The 19,956-nt window shown below is 60.3% G+C and carries 8 protein-coding genes; 1 reads left to right on the forward strand and 7 read right to left on the reverse strand.

Annotated features, from left to right (window positions below; translation table 11 throughout):
• Positions 1 to 48: 48 nt before the first annotated feature.
• Positions 49 to 2,517 carry an ABC transporter permease gene (locus tag AABO57_14775; protein MEK6287000.1) on the reverse strand — a complete coding sequence of 823 codons (2,469 nt, stop codon included), beginning with the start codon at positions 2,515 to 2,517 and terminating at the stop codon, positions 49 to 51.
• 378 nt (positions 2,518 to 2,895) lie between these two features.
• On the opposite strand from AABO57_14775, the gene AABO57_14780 reads away from it, so the two are divergent.
• On the forward strand, positions 2,896 to 3,342 hold the full coding sequence (locus AABO57_14780; protein ID MEK6287001.1) for a hypothetical protein: 447 nt from the start codon (positions 2,896 to 2,898) through the stop codon (positions 3,340 to 3,342).
• Between the two features lie 169 nt (positions 3,343 to 3,511).
• Here the strand turns inward: AABO57_14780 and AABO57_14785 are convergent, their stop codons facing one another.
• The 6 genes from AABO57_14785 to AABO57_14810 form a co-directional block, all read right to left on the reverse strand.
• Positions 3,512 to 6,217, reverse strand: a complete 2,706-nt coding sequence (locus AABO57_14785) for an ABC transporter permease (GenBank protein ID MEK6287002.1) — start codon at positions 6,215 to 6,217, stop codon at positions 3,512 to 3,514.
• Between the two features lie 13 nt (positions 6,218 to 6,230).
• The gene (locus tag AABO57_14790; GenBank protein ID MEK6287003.1) at positions 6,231 to 9,026 is read right to left on the reverse strand and encodes an ABC transporter permease; all 2,796 of its coding nucleotides are present in this window, start codon (positions 9,024 to 9,026) and stop codon (positions 6,231 to 6,233) included.
• A 73-nt stretch (positions 9,027 to 9,099) separates the two neighbouring features.
• Complete coding sequence (locus AABO57_14795) at positions 9,100 to 11,679, reverse strand: ABC transporter permease (protein MEK6287004.1); 2,580 nt, start codon at positions 11,677 to 11,679, stop codon at positions 9,100 to 9,102.
• A 142-nt stretch (positions 11,680 to 11,821) separates the two neighbouring features.
• Complete coding sequence (locus AABO57_14800; protein ID MEK6287005.1) at positions 11,822 to 14,209, reverse strand: ABC transporter permease; 2,388 nt, start codon at positions 14,207 to 14,209, stop codon at positions 11,822 to 11,824.
• Between the two features lie 241 nt (positions 14,210 to 14,450).
• Positions 14,451 to 17,300 (reverse strand): ABC transporter permease, encoded by a 2,850-nt coding sequence (locus AABO57_14805; protein ID MEK6287006.1) that lies wholly within the window; start codon positions 17,298 to 17,300, stop codon positions 14,451 to 14,453.
• A 5-nt stretch (positions 17,301 to 17,305) separates the two neighbouring features.
• Positions 17,306 to 19,942, reverse strand: coding sequence for an ABC transporter permease (locus AABO57_14810; protein MEK6287007.1), 2,637 nt, complete (start codon positions 19,940 to 19,942; stop codon positions 17,306 to 17,308).
• Positions 19,943 to 19,956 lie beyond the last annotated feature (14 nt).

Below are 19,956 nucleotides of genomic sequence, written 5' to 3' on the forward strand. Positions count from 1 at the left end.
TGAACCCTGAACCCCGAACCCTGAACTCTGAACCAGAAACCCCGATTCTCATTCGTGCCGCAGTGCCATCATCGGATCAACTTTCGTCGCACTCCGCGCTGGGAGATAGCAAGCGGCGAGGACCGCCATCGTCAGCAATAGGGAGACCACCACAAATGTTAATGCATCGGTTGCGCTCACGCCGTAAAGCACACTCGACATCAGACGAGTCAGGGCCAGAGCCGCGGCAAAGCCGATGGCCAGTCCGATCGCAGCCAACGCCATGCCTTGTCGCACTATCATTGTAAGCACATCACCCGCCCGCGCGCCGAGCGCGATTCGAATGCCGATCTCACGGGTGCGCAGGCTGACCGCGTAGGCCATCACACCATAAATGCCGATAGCTGCCAGCATCAGCGCGAGCAGCCCGAAGCTGCCCGCGCTGGCAGCGCCAACGCGCAGCGGAAACAGCGACAGCCGCATGTGTTCGGTCAAGGTCTTGACATCGAAGACGGGAAGGCTCGCATCCAGTTGCTGAACTTCGCGGCGCACAGCGGCGATGATCGCGCTGGCGCCGGCCGCGGTGCGAACGATGAGTGTCCCATCATTGTTGGCGCCCCCAACGTAGTTTTGGAGCAGCGGGCGGTACACGAATGCTCTCGGCTCTTCACTCAGGCTGAAATACTTCCCGTCCTTAGCGACACCGATGACTTCGATGAGCGGCCCCTCGCTCCCGCCGGTGCTCAATCGCTTCCCGACGGCGTTTTGACCCGGCCAGAAGCGCCGCGCGAAGGTCTCGTTGATGATCGCAACAGGCGGCGCATCTTTTTTGTCTTGCTCCGTGAAATCGCGCCCTGCGATGAGTGGAATACCCATCGTCGAGAAGTAATTCAAGGCGACGCTGCCTTGCATCGCTTCGGAAACGCCGGCGCCGCGCGCTGACGCCGGAGCTTCTATATAAATCGGGACGCCCACGTAGTGAAGGCTGAGCGGCAGAAAGCTGGTGACCGACGCCGACAATACTCCGGGCAGTGACTCGGCGCGCGCGATGAGCTGCCGGTAGAACTCCTGTCCTCTTGCTTCGTCGTAGCCTTGAAGCGACAGGTTAACGGACATCACCACGCGGTTCTCGGTCTCAAATCCCGGCCCGAGCACTTGTACGCGTTGCAAGCTGCGAACCATCAGACCGGCGGCAACAAGCAGCACGAATGATAAAGCGACCTGCGCGACAATCAGGCCGTTGCGCAACCCGGAGCGGCGATAGCCGGAAATTGAGGCATCGTCTTTGAGCGCCGGTACCAGATCGGTTTTGGTCGCTTGCAACGCGGGGATCAGCCCGCACAGCACTCCGCTCACCAGCGACAGCAGCAGTGTGAAGCTCAGCACGCGCACATCCATCTGCAAATCAATGGTGACCGCGAAGTCCAAAGATGGTTTCCAGGCCACTATCAATTCCAATATCCAAAAGGCGAGCAGCAACCCCAGGCCGCCGCCCGCTGCCGCCAGCAGCACGCTCTCGGTCAGCAACTGACGCACAAGCCGCCAACGGCTGGCGCCGAGCGCCAGACGAATTGCAATCTCCCGGCGTCGCTCAGTCGCACGCGCCAGTAGCAAGCCCGCCAGATTGGCGCAAGCAATCAGCAGAACCAGCCCGACCGTCACCATCAACATCCCGGCAAAACCGATCGCTAGAGTGCGAGCGGCCGGAATCACCAGACCCGGAGGAGTGAGCTGGATGGTCATCCCTTCATTCGTCTGCGGATGCTCTCGTGCCAGCTCGGTGGCAAGTGCGTTGAGCGCCGTCTGAGCCTGAGCCACGCTCACGCCAGGCTTCAATCGGCCGACGGTGAACCATTGAACACTCTCGCGCTGTTCCAAGCCGCCCGCTCCTGGGTCGATCCACGACTGCATCATACTCGGCACCCAGATCTCCGGCGTGAAGATGAGTTCGGTGCCGGTGAAACCTTCAGGCGCAATCCCGATGACGGTGAATTGGCGCCCATTCAAGGTGATCGTTTGGCCCACGATGGAGGGATCCGCGGCGAAGCGCCGCTCAAAGCAGCGGTGGCTCAGCACTACCACAGGATGCGCGCCGGGCGTGCGATCCTCTTCCGTAGAAAAAGTGCGGCCCAGGACGGCTTTGATACCGAGTACATCGAAGTAATTGCCCGAGACGAGGTAGCCCCAGATTCGTTCGTTGCTGCGCTCATCGTTGCGTTCTTTGTCTGCGATGCCGCTGAAGCTCATCGGAGCAAACCGGTGCGCGGCCAGCCCCGACAGAGATTCGTTATTGTCGCGGAAGTCTCTGTAATTGGGATAGGAGAAGAGCCCAAGGCCGGCGCCCTGTCTGTTCACCGACGAGACGCAGACTACCTGCGCCGGATCGGCCACCGGCAGCGGACGTAACAGAATGGAGTTGACGAGGCTGAAAATGGCTGTGTTGGCGCCGATGCCTAGTGCCAGCGTCGCCACGGCCACGAAAGTAAAGCCGGGGTGCTTCACCAACATTCGAACGCCGTAACGCAGGTCTTGAATCATCTCATCCGCCATCTCAGTGGTTGCAGCCAGAGCGCATCCCAGAACGCGCGGAGACTGCGCCAGAGCTAACCGGATACTTAGAGTTCAGAGTCCAAGCTTTAGCTTGGCGGCCTCTCACAGCAACCTAAAGGTTGTACTCTGAACTTAGTTTGTTTTCCAGTTGAGCTTCGTCCAATCGAGTAGGAATCAGCCATCAGCTTCAATCGTGCCGCCAGCTTTCAACAGCGCGGGAATCAGTGAGACTGCGAATGTGTTTCATCAGGTGATTGCGGACGAGGTTTTCGAACTGAGCTTCAGAATCGGGTCAATCAGCCCCTGACGGGCAACTATCCGGCAACTATTTTGACGCTCCCGTGAAGAGCCGCTAGAATCGCGAGTATGAAACGCAGAGCACCCAGTGCACGAAAAGCCGCGACCAGAGCCGTGAAGATCCAATTGTCCCAGCGACTCTACCAACGAGTCGAACAGACCGCACACCAGACCGGTTGTGGCGTTTCGGAATTGATCGTCTCGACGCTGGAAACCAGACTGCCGCCGTTGCCTGACCGCCTGCCGCCGGAACTCGCCGCTGATCTCGCGCGCTGGTCTTTGCTCGACGACGAAGCGCTGCTGGCCATCGCGAATGCCTTTCTTCCCGCGAAGCAGCAACGGCGCTATTCGACGCTCCTGCGCCAGGCAAATGCCGGTCGCCTCAACGCCCGCGAGCAGGCTGAATGGGATGCCCTGCAGCAGGAATACCTGCGCTTTTCACAGAACAAAGCCAAAGCCCAATTCCTGCTCGCCCAAAGAAAGAGAGGGACCCATGTTGAGGGAGTCCCTGCGTGAGTTCGATCCCGCCACTTTTACGGCGGCGTTTGCGCGCGGAAGCGATCGAACTGTACTGCGAAATGAAACCACGTGTCTGAGTGGAATCGGCCATCGGTTTCATTTGATTGCAGCGCCAGCGTCGAGCCATCAACTCCGAACCCGGAACTCTGAACTCGGAACCCCAAAATTATTCGTGCCGCAACGCAACCAGCGGATCGACTTTGGTGGCCCGCCGCGCCGGCAGGTAGCAGGCCAACAGCGCGACGCCGGTCAGCAAAAGAACAATCGCCCCCAGGGTAAGCGGATCGGTCGTGCTGACGCCGAACAGCAAGCTCTTTAGCGTCCGCGTCAATGCCAACGACGCCACCACCCCAATTGCCGAACCAATCATCGCCAACTTCATTCCTTGCCCAACCACCATTTTCAAGACCTCGCCCGTCGGCGCACCCAACGCCAGCCGGATGCCGATCTCATGGGTGCGTTGTGCGGCCGCATATGACACCACGCCATAAATGCCTACGGCAGCCAGGATCAGCGCCAGTGCGGCAAACAAGCCGAGCAGCATCAGATTCAACCGCTCAGGCGCGATGGAGTCGGCGCGAATCTGTTCCAATGTGCGCAGGTTGTAAATCGGCTGGCTTGAATCGAGGGCCTGTACTTGCTGCCGGGCAGCGGCGATCATCTGCGCCGGCTCGAGCTGTGACTTGATGACCACCGCCATGTTGGAGAACGGAAACTGCAAATAGGAGAAGTAGCCCTGGACTCGATTCGATTCAGCGCTCAGCTTATCCATCTTCACGTGGCCGACGACACCGACGACCGACAGCAATGGGGAGCCAGGATCTACACTTCCGAACCGGATGCGCTTGCCAACCGCGTCTTCATTCGGCCAGTAGCGCCGCGCGAACTCTTCGTCAATGACGATTGCGTTCAACCCGACCACCCCCTGCGCCCCTTCATTGAGCCCGCTCAGGTCGCGGCCCGCGAGGTGCTGCCGGTTGTCCTGCCCGGTGAAGTAGCGACCGGCGCGCAATGGAATTCCCATCGTGCGGAAGTAATCGGGGCTAACCAAACAGGCTTCCAGCAACGGTAGTTCGCTCGGCGGGGAAATCGGCCGGCCTTCGACGACAAACGAATTCCGCCAACTACTGCTGCCGAATGGCAACCCCGAAGCGAGGCCGACCGATTGCGCGCCGGGCAGCGCGCTCAGGTTCTCGGTCAAATTGCTAAAGAAGTCGATTCGCTGTTCGAGCTTTGCATATTTTCTCTGCGGCAGCGAAAGACTGAACGACAGCAGATGATCGTAGTCGAAGCCCGGATCGACTTTGTTGAGTTGGTAGAAGCTGCGCAGCAGCAGCCCCGCTCCCACAAGCAGCACAAGCGCCATTGCCATCTCAGCGACGATCAAAACGCTGCGCACCCTTTGCTTCCCGGCGCTCAGGCTGCGCCCTGCCTCCTTGAGGGTCCGCTGAAGCGACGCTTTGCCGGTTTGCCAGGCCGGAGCCAGACCAAACAAGACGCCGGTCAGAAGTGACGCCGCCACGGCGAACACGAGCACGCGGCCATCGAGACCGATTTCGCTTGCGCGCGGAAGGACAATGCCACCGCCTGCGACGAGCAGCTTCACGCTCCACTGTGCAAGCAACAATCCGGCGCCGCCGCCGAGCAGAGCAAGCATCACGCTCTCAGTGAGCAATTGCCGGGCAAGCCTCGCGCGGCTTGCGCCCAACGCCGCGCGAATCGCCATTTCGCGTTTTCTCGCCGCGGCTCGTACGAGCAGCAGGCTTGCGACATTCGCGCAGGCTATCGCGAGCACCAAGCTCGCCGCGCCGAGCAACACCCACAACGCCCAGCCTACATCGCCAACGATGTTTTCCAGCAGCGGCGTGAGCATCACGCGATGGTCGCGATTGGTGTCGGGGTATTGTTGTTCCAAACCGAGGGCGATGGCCTCGGTGTCGGCTCGCGCCTGTGAGATCGTCACGCCCGGCTTGAGTCGCGCGACGCCATACAAACCCGGATGATTGGCGCGGTGTTGCCAATCACGGCTCAATTGTCCGGCAGGAACCCACAACTCGACGCGGGCCGGAAATTGAAACCCTGGGGGCATCACCCCAATCACCGTATAGCTTCGATCATTGAGCGTGATCGCCCGATCGAGGATGTTTGGATCGGTACCGAACCGTCGTTGCCACAAACCGTGACTCAGCACGACCACCGGCGCGCCGCTCTTCTGGTCTTCATCGTTGTTGAAGACGCGCCCCAACGCGGCGTTCACTCCCAAGGCCGCAAACATATCAGCCGAAACCTGCCCGGTCAGCAGCCGTTCCGGCTCTCCGTCGCCGGTCAGGTTGTAGCTGTCGCGGTTGTAGACGCCAATGTGCTCAAAGACGTGATTCTGCGCGCGCCAGTCGAGGTAGTTCGGCCAGGCGACGAAGACTTTCTCCGCCTGCGGGGTGCGCTCATTGACAAACACCAGCCGTTCGGAATCGGGGTAAGGCAGCGGGCGCAGCAGCACCGCATCGACGATGCTGAAGATCGCGGTGTTCACTCCGATGCCCAGCGCGAGTGTGAGCACGGCAACGAACGTGAAGCCGGGGCTCTTCATCAACATTCGCAAGCCATAGCGCAGGTCTTGAATCATCTCATCCTCCCATCGATACGATTGCAGCCAGAGCGCATCCCGGAAGGCACCCAGAGAGCGCCGGAGCAGATCGACCTTAGTGCGCCAGTCGAGGCGGTCCCAATCAGCCAGCAGCAACTCGCGGTATCGCAGCTCGGCTTCCCACTCCTGCCGCCAATCTACTCGCAATCGGCGCGGCACGATCAGGCCAATGAAGTTGATCAGCCACAGGTGCGCTTTTGAACAACATTGCTTGTTGCGCTCGGCCATCAGCTTTGTCCCATCAGTCGTAGCGCAGCGCTGTCATCGGATCCACGCGCGACGCTCTCCGGGCAGGCAGATAGCTGGCCAAAGCAGTCACGGCGATCATGAGCAACGCTGCCACCGCCATCGTCACCGGATCATTCGGCGTCAGCCCGTACAGCAGGCTTGCAATCAGCCGAGTGGCGGCCAGCGCGGCACCGAGTCCGATGGCCACACCGGCCGCTACCAGCAGCATGGTCTCCTTCATCACCAGCCTGACGACATCCGCACTGCGCGCGCCGAGCGCCATGCGGATGCCGATTTCGTTCGTGCGTCTCGTCACGGCGTAAGACATAATCCCGTACAGCCCGACGCAAGCGAGCAGCAACGCGAACAGGCTGAAGAAACTGGCGAGTTGCGCGACGAAGCGTTCCTGCGCGAGCGATTCATTCACTACATCGTCCATCGTTTTCAGCCCGGCCATTCGTAATCTGGGATTGAGCTCGCGCACCGTGCGCTCGATCGCGCTGCCGAAACCGGTGGGATTCCCGGTGGTGCGCAGCAGAAAAGTCAGCGCGCCAGCGCCGGGATCCTGGAAGTACGACAGATAGAAAGCTCGCCGCGAAGTTTCGCGCAAGCTCTTGTATTTCGCGTCTTTGACGACGCCGATGACTTGGAAGGGACGGGCTTTCAGCGATCCAACCATGAAGTAGAAGTGCTTCCCCAGCGGGTTTTCATCGCCGAAGAAATAGTGCGCCATCGTCTGATTGATCACTGCCGATAGCGGCGCAGCTTCACCGTAGGGGGTCGCATTCTGAACCGCCTGCCCGCCAGCTCGTTGGCTGGGCTTCGCCTCAAACGGCTGTTCCTCCTGCGGGCCAAAATCACGTCCCTGGAGGAGGGGCATGATCATCGTCTCGAAGAACTTCGGCCCCACCCAGAGCAACTGGCAGGAGGTGTCTTCGCCTGCTGGCGGAGTGTGGCCTGGCACAGTGACACTGTTGCTGGCGGTCGTCATGCGGTTGAGCGGCTGGTAACCCGACACACTGGCTGCACGCACTCCCGGCAGCACTTCCAGCCGCGCCAGCAACTGTTCGTACAGGCTCGTCTGCTGCGCCACACTAAAACCGTGGCCGGGCTCAACCTCGAAGACCACGACATTCTCCCGGTCAAAGCCGGCGTCCAGACTCTTCAGCTTTTGCAGGCTACGCACAAACAGCCCCGCGCCGATCAGCAGGAAGAGCGATAGCCCAACCTGCGCGACGATCAGAACTTTATTGAGCGCCAGTCGGGAGCGGCCTGAACTGCCGCTGCCGGCTTTCTCTTTCAATGAGGCCGTCAGGTCGAGTCGTGTCGCCCGCAGTGCGGGCGCGAGTCCGAACAGAATTCCGGTTAGCACCGAAACGGCCAACGTGAAGCCGAGCACGCGGGCATCGGGGCTGACATTGAGAAAAACCGGGCGTTCCTGCGGCAGGTAAGTGAGCAAAAGCTGAGTCCCCTGGTAAGCGAAGAGCAAACCCAGCGCGCCACCAGTGAGCGCCAGCACCAGGCTTTCGGTGAGCAGTTGCCGAATCAATCTGAAGCGCCCTGCGCCGAGCGCGAGCCGCACAGCGATCTCTTTCTGCCGCGCCGCTGCGCGAGAGAGCAGCAGGTTCGCCACGTTCGCGCAGGCAATCACGAGCACCAGGGAGACGACCATCATCAGGATGAGCAGTGGCTGCCTGAACGGCTTGCGCAGAGGGGTCCAGCCCGCGCCGCCCGGCTCCAATTCGATTCTGCTTGCGAAATAATTGCTCCGCTCGGTCGGAGTCAGTTGGGAAAGACGTTCGGAAGGAATCTCGTTGAGTCGCTGACGGTGGATCGCATCCAACTCCGCCCGCGCTTGTTCCACGCTCACCCCTGGCCGCAGCCGCCCCATCACGAGCAGCCACGACGGCCACTTCCTACCGGAGTAGACCTGGGGAGTCATCCGAAGCGACCACCAGAGATCAGGCTTGCCGCCAACTTCAAAGCCTGAGAAGCCCGGCGGCGCGACACCGATGACGGTGAAAGGGAAATCCTCGAGGATGATTTTGCGGCCCACCACGCCTGGGTCTAACCCGAACCGGCGCTGCCAGAAGTCATAGCTGATGACTGCGACCGGCTGTGGGTCGGACGCCCGATCGTCTTCTTCGGTCAACGTTCGCCCCGTGACGGCATTCACGCCGAGCACGGAAAAATAATTGCCCGACACCTGCTCCGCCTGCACCGACTCAAGCTGGCCGCCCGCACCCGGTTCAGCTACGCTCATTCGCATCTTATCCCCACCGTTGGAGGCGACGATCCCAGCAAAGGAATGATTTGCCTGATTGAATCGCTCGAACAGCGGATAGCTGAAGGTCACATCGTTTCCGCCCTGCCTGACAACTGAAAAGACAACGAGTTGTTGCGGGTCTTTGACCGGCAGCGGTTTGAGCAGCAGCGCATCAATCAAGCTGAAGATTGCCGTGTTCGCGCCAATGCCGAGCGCGAGTGAGAAGACGGCCACAACGGTGAAGCTTTTGCTCTTGAGCAACAGTCGAACGCCGTAACGCAGGTCTTGAAACATCTCGTCCTCCAATCTTTGTGGTTGTAACGCCAGCGCATCCCAGAACGCGCCGAGACTGCGGCGCAGCAAATCAAGCATGGTGCGCCAATCGAGCCTGTCCCATTCGGCCAACAGAGTTTCGCGATAGCACAGCTCGGCCTCCCACTCTTGTCGCCAGTCTGCTCGCAACCGGCGCGGCACGATCACGCCGATCATACGGATCAGCCAGAGCCAGAAACGAAACCGAGTTGTGCGTGTCGCGTCAGTCATCAGTTTCGTTCAGTAGGCAGTAGGCAGTGAAGAGAGCGTTCTTTACTGCTTACTGTCTACTACCTACTGCCTACTATTCATGCCGGAGCGCGACCATCGGATCTACCTTGGTTGCCCGCCACGCCGGAACATAACAGGCAAGCAACGCGATCAAGAGCAGAACGCTGGCAATCGCCGCAAACGTCAACGGATCGGTCGCACTGATTTCAAACAGTAAATGAGCGATCAGCCGCGTGACGGCCAAAGCCCCGGCCAGCCCAATGCCTACGCCGGCCAGCACAGCTTTCATCCCCTGTCCAATGACCAGTCGCAAGACATCGCGTCTTTGCGCGCCGAGCGCCAGACGCAAGCCCAATTCCGGCGTGCGCTGCGTCACGCCATACGAAGTCACGCCGTAAATGCCGAGCGCGGCCAACAGCACGGCCACCACTGCAAACACACCGAACAACACCAGGCTGAAGCGACGTTGGTCGAGCGATGAAGAAAAGACTTGTGCCAGCGTGCGGAATTTCGTAGGCACATCGCGATTGAGCGAGTACAAAGTAGATCGCAAGACGGGAATGAGCGCAGTGGCGTCGCCTTGGGTGCGCGCCACAATCGTAAAGCTCCAGGCTTGACGTGGGCGTTGCAGATAATGCGCATAAACCGTGGGCCGCGCGTTCGCATCGAGTCCGAACTCGCGCACGTCGCTTACCACACCGACGATTTCCAGCAACCGTTTGTCGCCGTCCATATTGCTGTATTGAAGGTGTTTGCCCAGTGGCTCTTCATGCGGCCAATACTGACGCGCTAAGTTCTCGCTGATTACCGCCACGTGCTGCGTGTCAGGGCCATCGCTTTCGGCCAGCAATCGCCCGCGCAATAATTGAATCCCCATCACATTGAAGTAACTCGGAGTCGCAATGCGCAGCTCCGCGTAGCCTGTTGAGGCCGGATCGTTCTCAATCAAAAATTGGCCGTCGGCGCCGCCGTCGGTCATTGGCAAGCCGTTGATGCCACCGGCCGCAGCGACACCGGGCAAGGCTTTCACGCGTTCCACCAATTGCTGATAGAAGTAGGCGCGTGTTTGCGCTTCGTTGTTGCCGCTTTGTACAGGCACCGAAATTTCCATCGCGACAGCGTTCTCCGTCCGAAAGCCAGGATCAATGCTCAGCAGTTTGACGAAGCTTTTGCCTAATAACCCCGCGCCCACTAACAGCACCGAGGTCAACGCGACTTGCGTCACGACCAATAAGCCGCGCAAACGATGACTGGCCGCATGGGCGATATGTCCGCGCCCGGCTTCTTTCAGACTGGACTGCAAATCCTGCCTGCCAAACCGCAACAACGGCACCAGCCCCAGCACGACGGCGACGAGCGTGGAGAGCGCAAAGGTGAAGGTCAGGGCACGCGCATCAACGCCGATTTCTTCGGCGCGTGGCAGGTTGTTTTGATTCAAGCTGAGCAACACCTTCACGCCCCAGATCGAAAGCGAGACACCCAGACCGCCGGCCAGCGCGGCCAGTAACAAACTCTCCGTCACGAATTGCCGCGCCAGCCGCCAGCGTGTTGCGCCCAATGCCGCGCGGACATCGAATTCGTGCTGGCGCGCTGTGATTTGCAACAGCAACAAATTAGCGACATTGGCGCAGGCAATCGACAACAGCAATGCAACCGCCGCCATAGTGACGAGCAGCGTCTGACTGGACGAGCCGACCATCGCTTCTTGCAACGGCGTGGCGGCGAGGTCAACCAGATCAATGTCCTTGCCGTTTTCTTGCTTGAGCTGTTTGCCGATGGTGCTGAGTTCAGAGCGAGCTTGCGCCAGTGTGACGCTTTCTCCCAGACGTGCAATCACGCGCCGTCCGTGCGAAGTACGCGACGGCGTCGGCTCGTCTAATTCTATTGGCAACCAGATTTCGGCATTTTGAGGAAAGTTGAACCCGTGCGGCATCACTCCCACGACGGTGTAGTTGGTGTTGTCAATCCGCAGCGGAGTAGCGGCCAGATCACTGCGACTGCCCAGCAATTTCTCCCAATATCCAGCGCTCACCACCGCGACTGGATTTCCGCCGACTTTGGTTTCTTCCGGCAAAAAGCTGCGCCCGATGGCAGGCTGGATGCCCAGCACCTGGAAGAATCCGCGCGAGACGAACGACACTTGAGCGCGGACAGGTTCGCTGCCGCCGAGCACAGTGATTTCTTGCGTCCTATATTCTGCGACCGCCGCCAACGTGTGATTGCGCGCTCGCACGTCCTGAAAATTCCGGTCGGCAAACGTCATTTGTCGGCTCTGCGCATCTACCTCTCTGAGGCTGACAATGCGTTCCGGTTGCGGATACGGCAACTGCCGCAGCAGCACAGCATCTACCACGCTAAAAATCGCCGTACAAGCGCCAATGCCAAGCGCGAGCGTAAAAACAGCGATCAAAGTGAAGCTGGGTTGCTTCCATAACATGCGCACGCCATAACGCAAATCTTGAAACATATCGTCCTCCAATCTTCTAGGTTGTAGCAGCAGCGCATCCCAGAACGCGCCGAGACTGCGGCGGAGCAAATCAAACTTCGTTTTCCAATTGAGCTTGTCCCAATCCGCTAGTAGCAACTCGCGATATCTCAACTCAGCTTCCCACTCCTGACGCCAATCCGCTCGCAATCGGCGCGGCACGATCACGCCAATCAATGCGATCAGCCGGATGTGTGGTTTGAAAAAAGAGTGCCGCTTAGACATTTGTTCAAAGCCTCCTGCCTTTTATCCATCAGTCTTCGCTCCTCGCCCTCGACAACAGAGCCCATGCCGAGAAAACGGATGGCCTTCACTCGTCGCGCAGCGCGATCATTGGATCCACCCTCGTCGCTTTGCGCGCGGGCAGGTAGCAGGCCAGCAACGTCACGCCTGTCAACAACAGCGTGATCACGATGAACGTCAGCGGGTCGGTCGCACTCACGCTAAACAAGAGCGTCGTCATTAGCCGCGTCAGCGCCCACGCTCCGGCCAAGCCTAGTACGATCCCGATAAGCGCCAGCTTGATTCCGTGCCCGATGAACAGCTTCAGCACGTCACCCGCCTGCGCCCCCAACGCCAACCGAATGCCGATCTCGTGGGTGCGCTGCGTGACCGTGTAGGCCATCACGCCGTAGATGCCGATGGCGGCGATCAGTAGGGCGACAGCAGCGAAGACGCCAAAGATCGCCAGGATGAACCGGCGCTGATCGAGCGAGGATGAGAAAACCTGGTCGAGAGTGCGGAAGCTGAGCGGGACATCGGGACGCAGCGCCGCAACGGCGGCGCGCATCGCCAAAATCAGCGCCGGTGGATCATTCGATGCGCGCACGATGATGGAAAGGCTGGAGACCTGCCACCATTGCGGACGCTGCAATGAATAGGCATAAACCATCGGGCCAGCCTCGGCGTCCAAAGCATGGCGCACATCACCGACCACGCCGACGACGTGGAGCAGGCGTTTATCGGTGTCCATATTGCCAAACTGAATGCGCTGGCCGAGCGGGTCTTCATGCGGCCAGTACCGCTGCGCTAACGATTGGCTGATGACTGCGACGTGTGGCGAATTAACCGTGTCGCCGCGGTCAAACAGTCGTCCCCGCAAGAGCGGAATGCCCATCGCCGCAAAGTAGCCGGTGCTGGCTGGTGCGTACCCCGCCTGACCCCGCCGCGACGGATCGTTATCAATCAGAAACGTGCCGGTCGCCCCGGGGCCAGTCAGCGGCAAGGAGGCGATGCCGCCGACGGCCGTGACGCCCGGCAATTGTCCGAGCCGATCCAGCAGTTGCACATAGAATCGCCGCAACTGCTCGTCTTCCTCCGGCGTGATCGTCGAAGGCAACGCCAGCCTCATCACCACCGCGCTCCCGGTCTTGAAGCCAGGATCAATTTGCCACAACCGCAAGAAGCTGCGTCCCAACAAGCCCGCGCCCGTGAGCAGTACCAGCGTCAGAGAGATCTGTAATGCGACCAACGCGCCGCGCATTCGCCCGCCCGCAGATTGCCCGCGCCCGGCTTCATTTAATCCCTTCTGCAAATTCTGTCTGGCAAATCGCAACGCGGGCAGCAAGCCCAGCGCGACGGCAATCAACACGGCCAATCCGCAGGCGAATAGCAGAACGCGCCCATCCACCGCAATTACGTTGACACGCGGCAGATTTCTCTGATCGAGTTGGAGCAGCAGCGCCACGCCAGCCCGCGCCAGCAGCGTGCCCAGCGCCGCCGCGAGCAGCGTCATTTCCAGATTTTCGATCACAAGTTGCCGCGCCAGCCGCCATCGCCCAGCGCCCAACGCCGCTCTCACCGTGAATTCGCGCTGCCGCGTGATGTATCGCGCGAGCAGAAGATTGGAGACATTGGCGCACGCCACCAGCAGCAGCATCGCTACCGCGCCAGCGAAGAGCCACAGGTTCTCGCGTGAATTTCGAGTCAGATACTGTTGCGCCGGGATAAGCGTGAAATCCACGGCGTCCATCGCCGTGCCGTGCGTCTGTAGCAACTGCTTGGCGATTGCGCTCAACTCCGCGCGCGCCTCCTCGATCCGGACGCCAGGACGCAGCCGTCCAATCGTCCCCAAGCTGTGCGCCGCGCGTGAAGTGTTCGGCGGCTCGATGCTTCTCGTGACCCAAACTTCAGTCTCCGGCGGGAAGTTGAAGCTCGCCGGCATGACGCCTACGACGGTGCAACTGACACCGTCTACATTCAGCCGCACGTCGCTGAAATCGGCTCGCCCGCCGAGCAGCCGCTGCCAGAAACCAAAGCTGACCAGCACGGCTGCTGGCCCGGGGTACTGCGTCTCTTCAAGCAGAAAGGTGCGGCCCGCGATGGGTTCCACACCGAGGACTTCAAAAATCCGCCGCGAGGCATAAGAGACCCGCGTCCGCACGGCCTCGCTGCCGCCTGTGACTACGAGGTTGCCGCCGCCGACGTGCCCCAACGCCACAAAGCTCTGGCTTCGCGCCTCGAGATCCGCGAAGTCTGGTTCCGAGACTCCCATCGCGCCGCCCGACGCATTGACCTCGCGCAAGTAAACCAGACGCTCCGCTTCGGGAAAGGGAAGCGGCCGCAACAACACTGCGTCCACGACGCTGAAGATCGCCGTCGTCGCGCCGATGCCTAAGCTGAGCGTTATGATCGCAATCAACGCGACGCCAGGCTTTGTTCGCAACATGCGCATGCCATAACGCACATCTTGAAACATCTCATCCTCCAATCTTCCAATCTTCGCGGTTGCAGAAGCAGCGCATCCCAAAACGCTCCGAGACTGCGGCGCAGCAAATCAGTTCTTGTTTTCCAATTGAGCTTGTCCCAATCCACCAGGAGCAACTCGCGGTATCGCAGCTCCGCTTCCCACTCCTGTCGCCAATCGGCGCGCAAACGGCGCGGGACAATCACGCCGATGAATTGGATCAGCCTCAGATGTGGTTTCACGTTCCCCACGGTTATTCCTGCCGCAGCGCCTCTAGCGGATCTACCTGCGCCGCTTTGCGCGCGGGCAGCCAACAAGCTAGCAAAGCTACCAATGTCAGCAATGACGCGATGACGGCGAAGGTCAAAGGGTCAGTCCCCTTCACGCCGTAAAGCTGGTCCGCCACCTGGCGCTGCCACGCCTCCGCGGCGAAATACTCGCTCGCCAGAAGTCGCTTCAGGGCATATCCGGTCAACGCGCCGACACCCAGTCCGAGCAGCACCAGTTTCATTCCTTGCCAGACCACTAGCCGCAAGACGTCGCGGGCTTGCGCGCCCAGCGCCATCCGTATGCCGATCTCGTTTGTGCGTTGTGCGACCGAGTAGGCCAACACGCCTGACAGTCCGATGCCCGCGAGCAGTAGTGCCAGCCCGCCGAAAAAGCTAAGCAGCAAGGCGTACAAGCGTTCCTGTCCCAACGTGGCCTGCGAGCGCGCTGTTTGCGAGTTGATCTCTGTGACCGGCAAGTCGCCGTCGAGTTCGCGCACGACTTGACGCACGGTAGCGGCGAGCGCGGTTGGTTCGGCCGCCGTGCGCAGGGCGAAATGCATCTCGCCGAGAACGTCGCCTTCCTGCTGCCACGGAGTGTAGATCAGCGGCTTGATCTCTTCGCGCTGGCTCCTGTATTTGGTGTCAGCGACCACGCCGATGATCTCGACTTCGTGTTTGCGGTTGCTACCGGGGAACGTGACGTGTTTGCCAAGCACGTCTTCATTCGGGAAGAACTTGCGTTCGAAGGTTTGACTTACGATGGCGACTCGGGGCGCGCGCTGGTCATCATGCGCCGTGAAGCACCGCCCACGCAGGAACGGAATTTCCATCGTCGCAAAATAGTTCTCGCGGATCATCTGCCGGTTGGTGTCGTGTTCCACGGCAGTCTTTTCATTCCCCCCGGGCAGCAGGATGTCCTCGTACCAATTTTCATTGGCGATGAGCGCGATCCTTCCGAATGTTGCAGCCTGCACGCCAGGCAGGTTATCCAGCCGCTCAAAGAGTTGCTGGTAGAACTGCATCAACCGCTCGGCTTTGTATCCACCCTGCTCCGGCTGCAACGCGAAGACCAGGAGGTTTTCCTGATTGAAGCCCAGGTTGACTCGTTGCAGATTGGAGAGCGTGCGGATGAACAAACCGGCGCCGACCAATAACAGCAACGAGAGTCCGACCTGCGCGACGATCAGCCCCTTGCTCAGCCGCGACACCGCGCCTGTCGTGCGTCGGCTCTGTTTGAGCGCGGTCGCCAAATCGAGGCTGGTCGCACGCCACGCGGGCGCCAATCCGAACAGCGCACCCGTGAAGAGCGAGACGCCAAGCGTGAACACGAGCACCCGCCAATTCAAATTAACGTCCACGCCGCTGGGCAAGAATCTCGTGTCTTTGTCGGTCAGTGTCAGGAGCGCGCTCTTACCCCAGAAAGCGAAGAGCACGCCAACCGCGCCTCCCAACGCAGCGAGCAGCACACTTTCAGTCAGCAGTTGTCGCACCAGGCGCCAGCGCCCCGCGCCGACCGCGAGCCGCACGCTGATTTCCGGGCCGCGCAAGGCCGCCCGTGCCATCAACAGGTTTGCAACGTTGGCGCACGCAATCAGCAGCACAAGCGCCACAACGATGAACAAACCGTAGATCGTGGTTGAATACAGTCTGCGGCGGTCCAGCATCCCACGGCTCCCGGATTCCGCAATCAGGCGCGGGTAATCTTTCTGCTCGAGTTGCGCCGGTTCATTCGCCTTGCGCGGCGGCGGCCTGACCTCCAACGCGGCGGCTTGAAAAGTAGCGTTCAAGCTGTCGCGCGCCTGTTCGTAGGTTGCGCCCGGTTTTAGCCGCCCCATCAAGTTCAGCCACCAGACGCCTGGTTCTTTCGCCGTGCCCAATCTGCTTTGTTCGCCCAACAGCAGTGGCTCGCAGGCAACCGGGACGGTGACGGCGGGGTGATAATCCACTTGCGACGTGCCGGTGAAAGCGGCCGGCGTCACGCCGATGATGGTGAACGACAGCTTGTTGAGGTTGAGCTGTTGGCCGATGACGGAGGGATTCGCGCCAAACCGCTCTTGCCAAAACTGATGGCTGAGCACGACCACTGGCGCTGCGCCTTGCCAATCATCTTCGTCAGTGATTCCGCGCCCCAGAGTTGGTTGCATTCGCAGCCCGGCGTAATAGCCGCCGGACACGGCTTCCCCTTTGACAATCTCCGCCTGCTCCCCCACCACCGCAGTCACTTCGTGGATCGGAGCGAAGGCAAAGAAATCGCTGAGCGGGCTTTCCGGCGCAACGGCGCGCGCCTGGCGCATCTTTTCAAAGACCTCGTGGCGAAACAGCGAAAGTCCTTTTGTGTTCGGCGGCCCGGGCACGAACGACGTGCCGCTCATTCCATTCACTCTGAACGAGAGTCCGGCTTGCCATTCAAAGAGCACCAACCGCTCCGGCTCAGCGACCGGCAAGGTCCTCAGCAACACAGCGTCCACCACACTGAATAATGCGGTGTTCGCCCCTATGCCCAGCGCCAGGGAAAGCACGGCGACCACCGTGAAGCCTTTATGCTTGAGCAGCATTCGCACGCCGTAACGCAAATCTTGAAACACCTCGTCCTCCAATCTTTGTGGTTGCAACGCCAGCGCATCCCAGAACGCGCCGAGACTGCGGCGGACCAGATCAAATCTTGTTTTCCAATTGAGGTTGTCCCAATCAGCCAGCAGCAACTCGCGGTATCGCAACTCAGCTTCCCACTCCTGCTTCCAATCCGCTCGCAAGCGGCGCGGCACAATCACGCCGATCAAGGCGATCAGCCAGAGCCAGAAACGAAAGCGCGTTGTTTGCGTCAAACCAGCCATTGGTTTCACTCGTGCCTCAGCGCCAGCAGCGGATCAACTTGCGTCGCCCGGCGGGCAGGGAAATAACAGGCCACCGACGCCACCACCAGCAGCAGTACGGGAAGCAACACAAACGTCCACGGATCAGTCGCGCTCACGTCGAAGAGCAGCGTCTCCATCAAGCGCGTCAGTGCGAATGAAGCCACTAACCCGAACGCCACGCCGAGCAGTGTCAGCTTCATCCCCTGCCCCTGCACCAACCGCAGTACATCTCGCGCCTCGGCGCCCAACGCCATCCGAATGCCCAACTCGTGTGTGCGTTGCGCAACCGAGTAGGCAATCACGCCGTAAATCCCGATGGCGGCCAGCAACAACGCCAGCCCCGCAAACACTCCCAGCAACGTCATCAATACGCGACGTTCTGCAATTGAGTCTGCGAGCGTGGCGTCGAGTGTGGTCAGGCCGGCAACGCCCAGGTCTTTATCCACCGCCGCAACTGCTTGCTTGAGCGCGCCAGCCACCATTTGCGGTTCGCCTTTGGGACGCACCAACAGGCTCATAAACGACCAGACGCTTTGCGGGTGCGGAACGTAAGCGAGCGGCGGCGCTTCGCTCTCCAACTTCAACTGTCTGACATCGCCGGCGACGCCAACGATCTCGAACCAGACCGGAGGCCTCCGAGTGCCGAGGTGAATGCGTTTGCCGGCGACCTCTTCGTTCGGGAAAAAGCGTTTGGCGAAACTTTGATTGACGATGACTACGCCAGGGGCTTGTGCATCGTCGTGGATGCTGAAAGCCCGGCCGCCGAGCAGCGGGATTTGCAACGTGCGGAAATAATCCGGGCTGACAGGAATTTGCCCGGCAAACAACCCCTGCGGAGTTTCGGGACGGCCTTCGATGATGAAGATGCGCGAGTTGTAAATGTCACTCAGCGGCGAGTAGGCGGCGGTAGCTGTGGCCTCAACACCGGGCAAGGCTTGCAGCTTCTCGGTGATTTGTTGCAGGAAAGCGGTGCGCTTTTCAGGTTGCCCGTAACGCGCATCCGGGAGGTTGAGATTCAATGTCACCACGCCTTCCGGCTTGAAGCCCGGATCAACCGCCTGCAACTTGAGAAAGCTTTTGATGAGCAGTCCCGCGCCCACCAGCAACACCAGCGACAACGCGATTTCAACGACCATTAGCCCTGCGCGCAAGCGTTGGCCGTCCGGTCTGGATGCCGCGCTGCCTTTCAAAACCGCACTCGGTTGCTGAAGCGAAACCTGCAATGCCGGCATCAAACCGAACACTGCGCCCGTCAACAGAACAGCCAACGCCGTGAAGCCGAGCGCCCGGCCATCGAGCGCGACCTCATCCAATCGAGCCAGCTTCAGCACACTGAGCCCCTTCAACCAACTCAGACTCCACACGGCCAACAGCAATCCCGCTATGCCACCGAACGCCGCCAGCAGCAGGCTCTCCGTCAACAACTGCCGCAGCAAACGCCCGCGACTTGCGCCCAACGCCGCGCGCACGGCCATCTCCCGTTCTCGGCCCGACGCGCGGGCCAGCAGCAGGTTGGCGATGTTGGCGCAGGCAATCAGCAACACAAAGGCGACCGCGCCAAACAACACCAACAACGGTCTGCGAATCGCGCCCGTCAACTGCTCGTTGAGCGGCCTCAGATCGAAATGATCCCGCGTGGATCGCGCGGATTGCGCCGCCAACTCTGCCGCCATGCTGTCCATCCCGGCGTGCGCCTGTTCGCGAGACAAACCCGGCTTCAGGCGAGCCAGCACGTTTATGAAATAGGCCTGACGATTGGCCTGCGGGTCGAGCGTCAAGGTCCTCCAAAGCCTGGTCTCATCGGGATAATTGAAGCCCGGCGGCATCACTCCAATCACAGTGCAGGGCCGAGCATTGATGGTCACTTGCTGTCCGATGATGCCCGGTGCAGCGCCGAATTGCTGCTGCCATAACGCGTGACTGAGCACGACCACGGCTTCCGCCCCCGGTTTGTCTTCGTCGGGCAGAAAGCCGCGCCCTAACAGCGGCGGCACGCCCAGCGTCTCGAAAAAGCCAGCCGAGACATTGGCGCCGCGCACCAATGCCGCTTCATCCGCACCAGCAAGATTGAAGCGCCCATTGGTAAAAGCCGTCATCTGCTCGAAGACCTGATTCCGCTGTTGCCAATCAATGAAAAGCGGCACCGAGCTGGGGAGGTCTTTGGCCGTCTGCTCGGCATTCGCGCGCCAGACCATCACCAGCCGCTCCGGGTTCTTGAACGGCAGCGGCTTGAGCAACATGGAATTGACCATCGTAAAAATGGTCGTGTTCGCGCCGATGCCGAGGGCGAGTGTGACGACGGCAATCAACGTGAAGCCGGGGTCCTTCAGCAGCATTCGTATGCCGTAACGCAGGTCTTGAAACATCTCGTCCTCCAATCGCTGCGGTTGTAACAGCAGCGCATCCCAAAACGCGCCAAGACTGCGCCGCAGCAGATCAAGTTTGGTTTTCCAGTTGAGCTTGTTCCAATCAGCCAGTAACTCTTCGCGATGTCTTAACTCGGCCTCCCATTCTTGCTTCCAATCGGCGCGCAGTCTTCGCGGAACGATCACGCCGATGACGTTGATTAACCAAAGATGCGGCTGTTTGTGGCGCTTGCTGGACCGGTTTGAGAGCGACATCTGAAACCCCGCTG

Source organism: Acidobacteriota bacterium, assembly GCA_038040445.1.
Lineage (GTDB): Bacteria > Acidobacteriota > Blastocatellia > UBA7656 > UBA7656 > Onstottus_A > Onstottus_A frigus.

What these genes read in the sequence shown, in the direction of transcription:
- AABO57_14785 (MEK6287002.1), bottom strand. Translation starts at nt 6,217, where the DNA reads ATGGCCGAGCGCAACAAGCAATGTTGTTCAAAAGCGCACCTGTGGCTG.
- AABO57_14810 (MEK6287007.1), bottom strand. Translation starts at nt 19,942, where the DNA reads ATGTCGCTCTCAAACCGGTCCAGCAAGCGCCACAAACAGCCGCATCTT.
- AABO57_14790 (MEK6287003.1), bottom strand. Translation starts at nt 9,026, where the DNA reads ATGACTGACGCGACACGCACAACTCGGTTTCGTTTCTGGCTCTGGCTG.
- AABO57_14805 (MEK6287006.1), bottom strand. Translation starts at nt 17,300, where the DNA reads ATGGCTGGTTTGACGCAAACAACGCGCTTTCGTTTCTGGCTCTGGCTG.
- AABO57_14780 (MEK6287001.1), top strand. Translation starts at nt 2,896, where the DNA reads ATGAAACGCAGAGCACCCAGTGCACGAAAAGCCGCGACCAGAGCCGTG.
- AABO57_14775 (MEK6287000.1), bottom strand. Translation starts at nt 2,517, where the DNA reads ATGATTCAAGACCTGCGTTACGGCGTTCGAATGTTGGTGAAGCACCCC.
- AABO57_14800 (MEK6287005.1), bottom strand. Translation starts at nt 14,209, where the DNA reads ATGTTTCAAGATGTGCGTTATGGCATGCGCATGTTGCGAACAAAGCCT.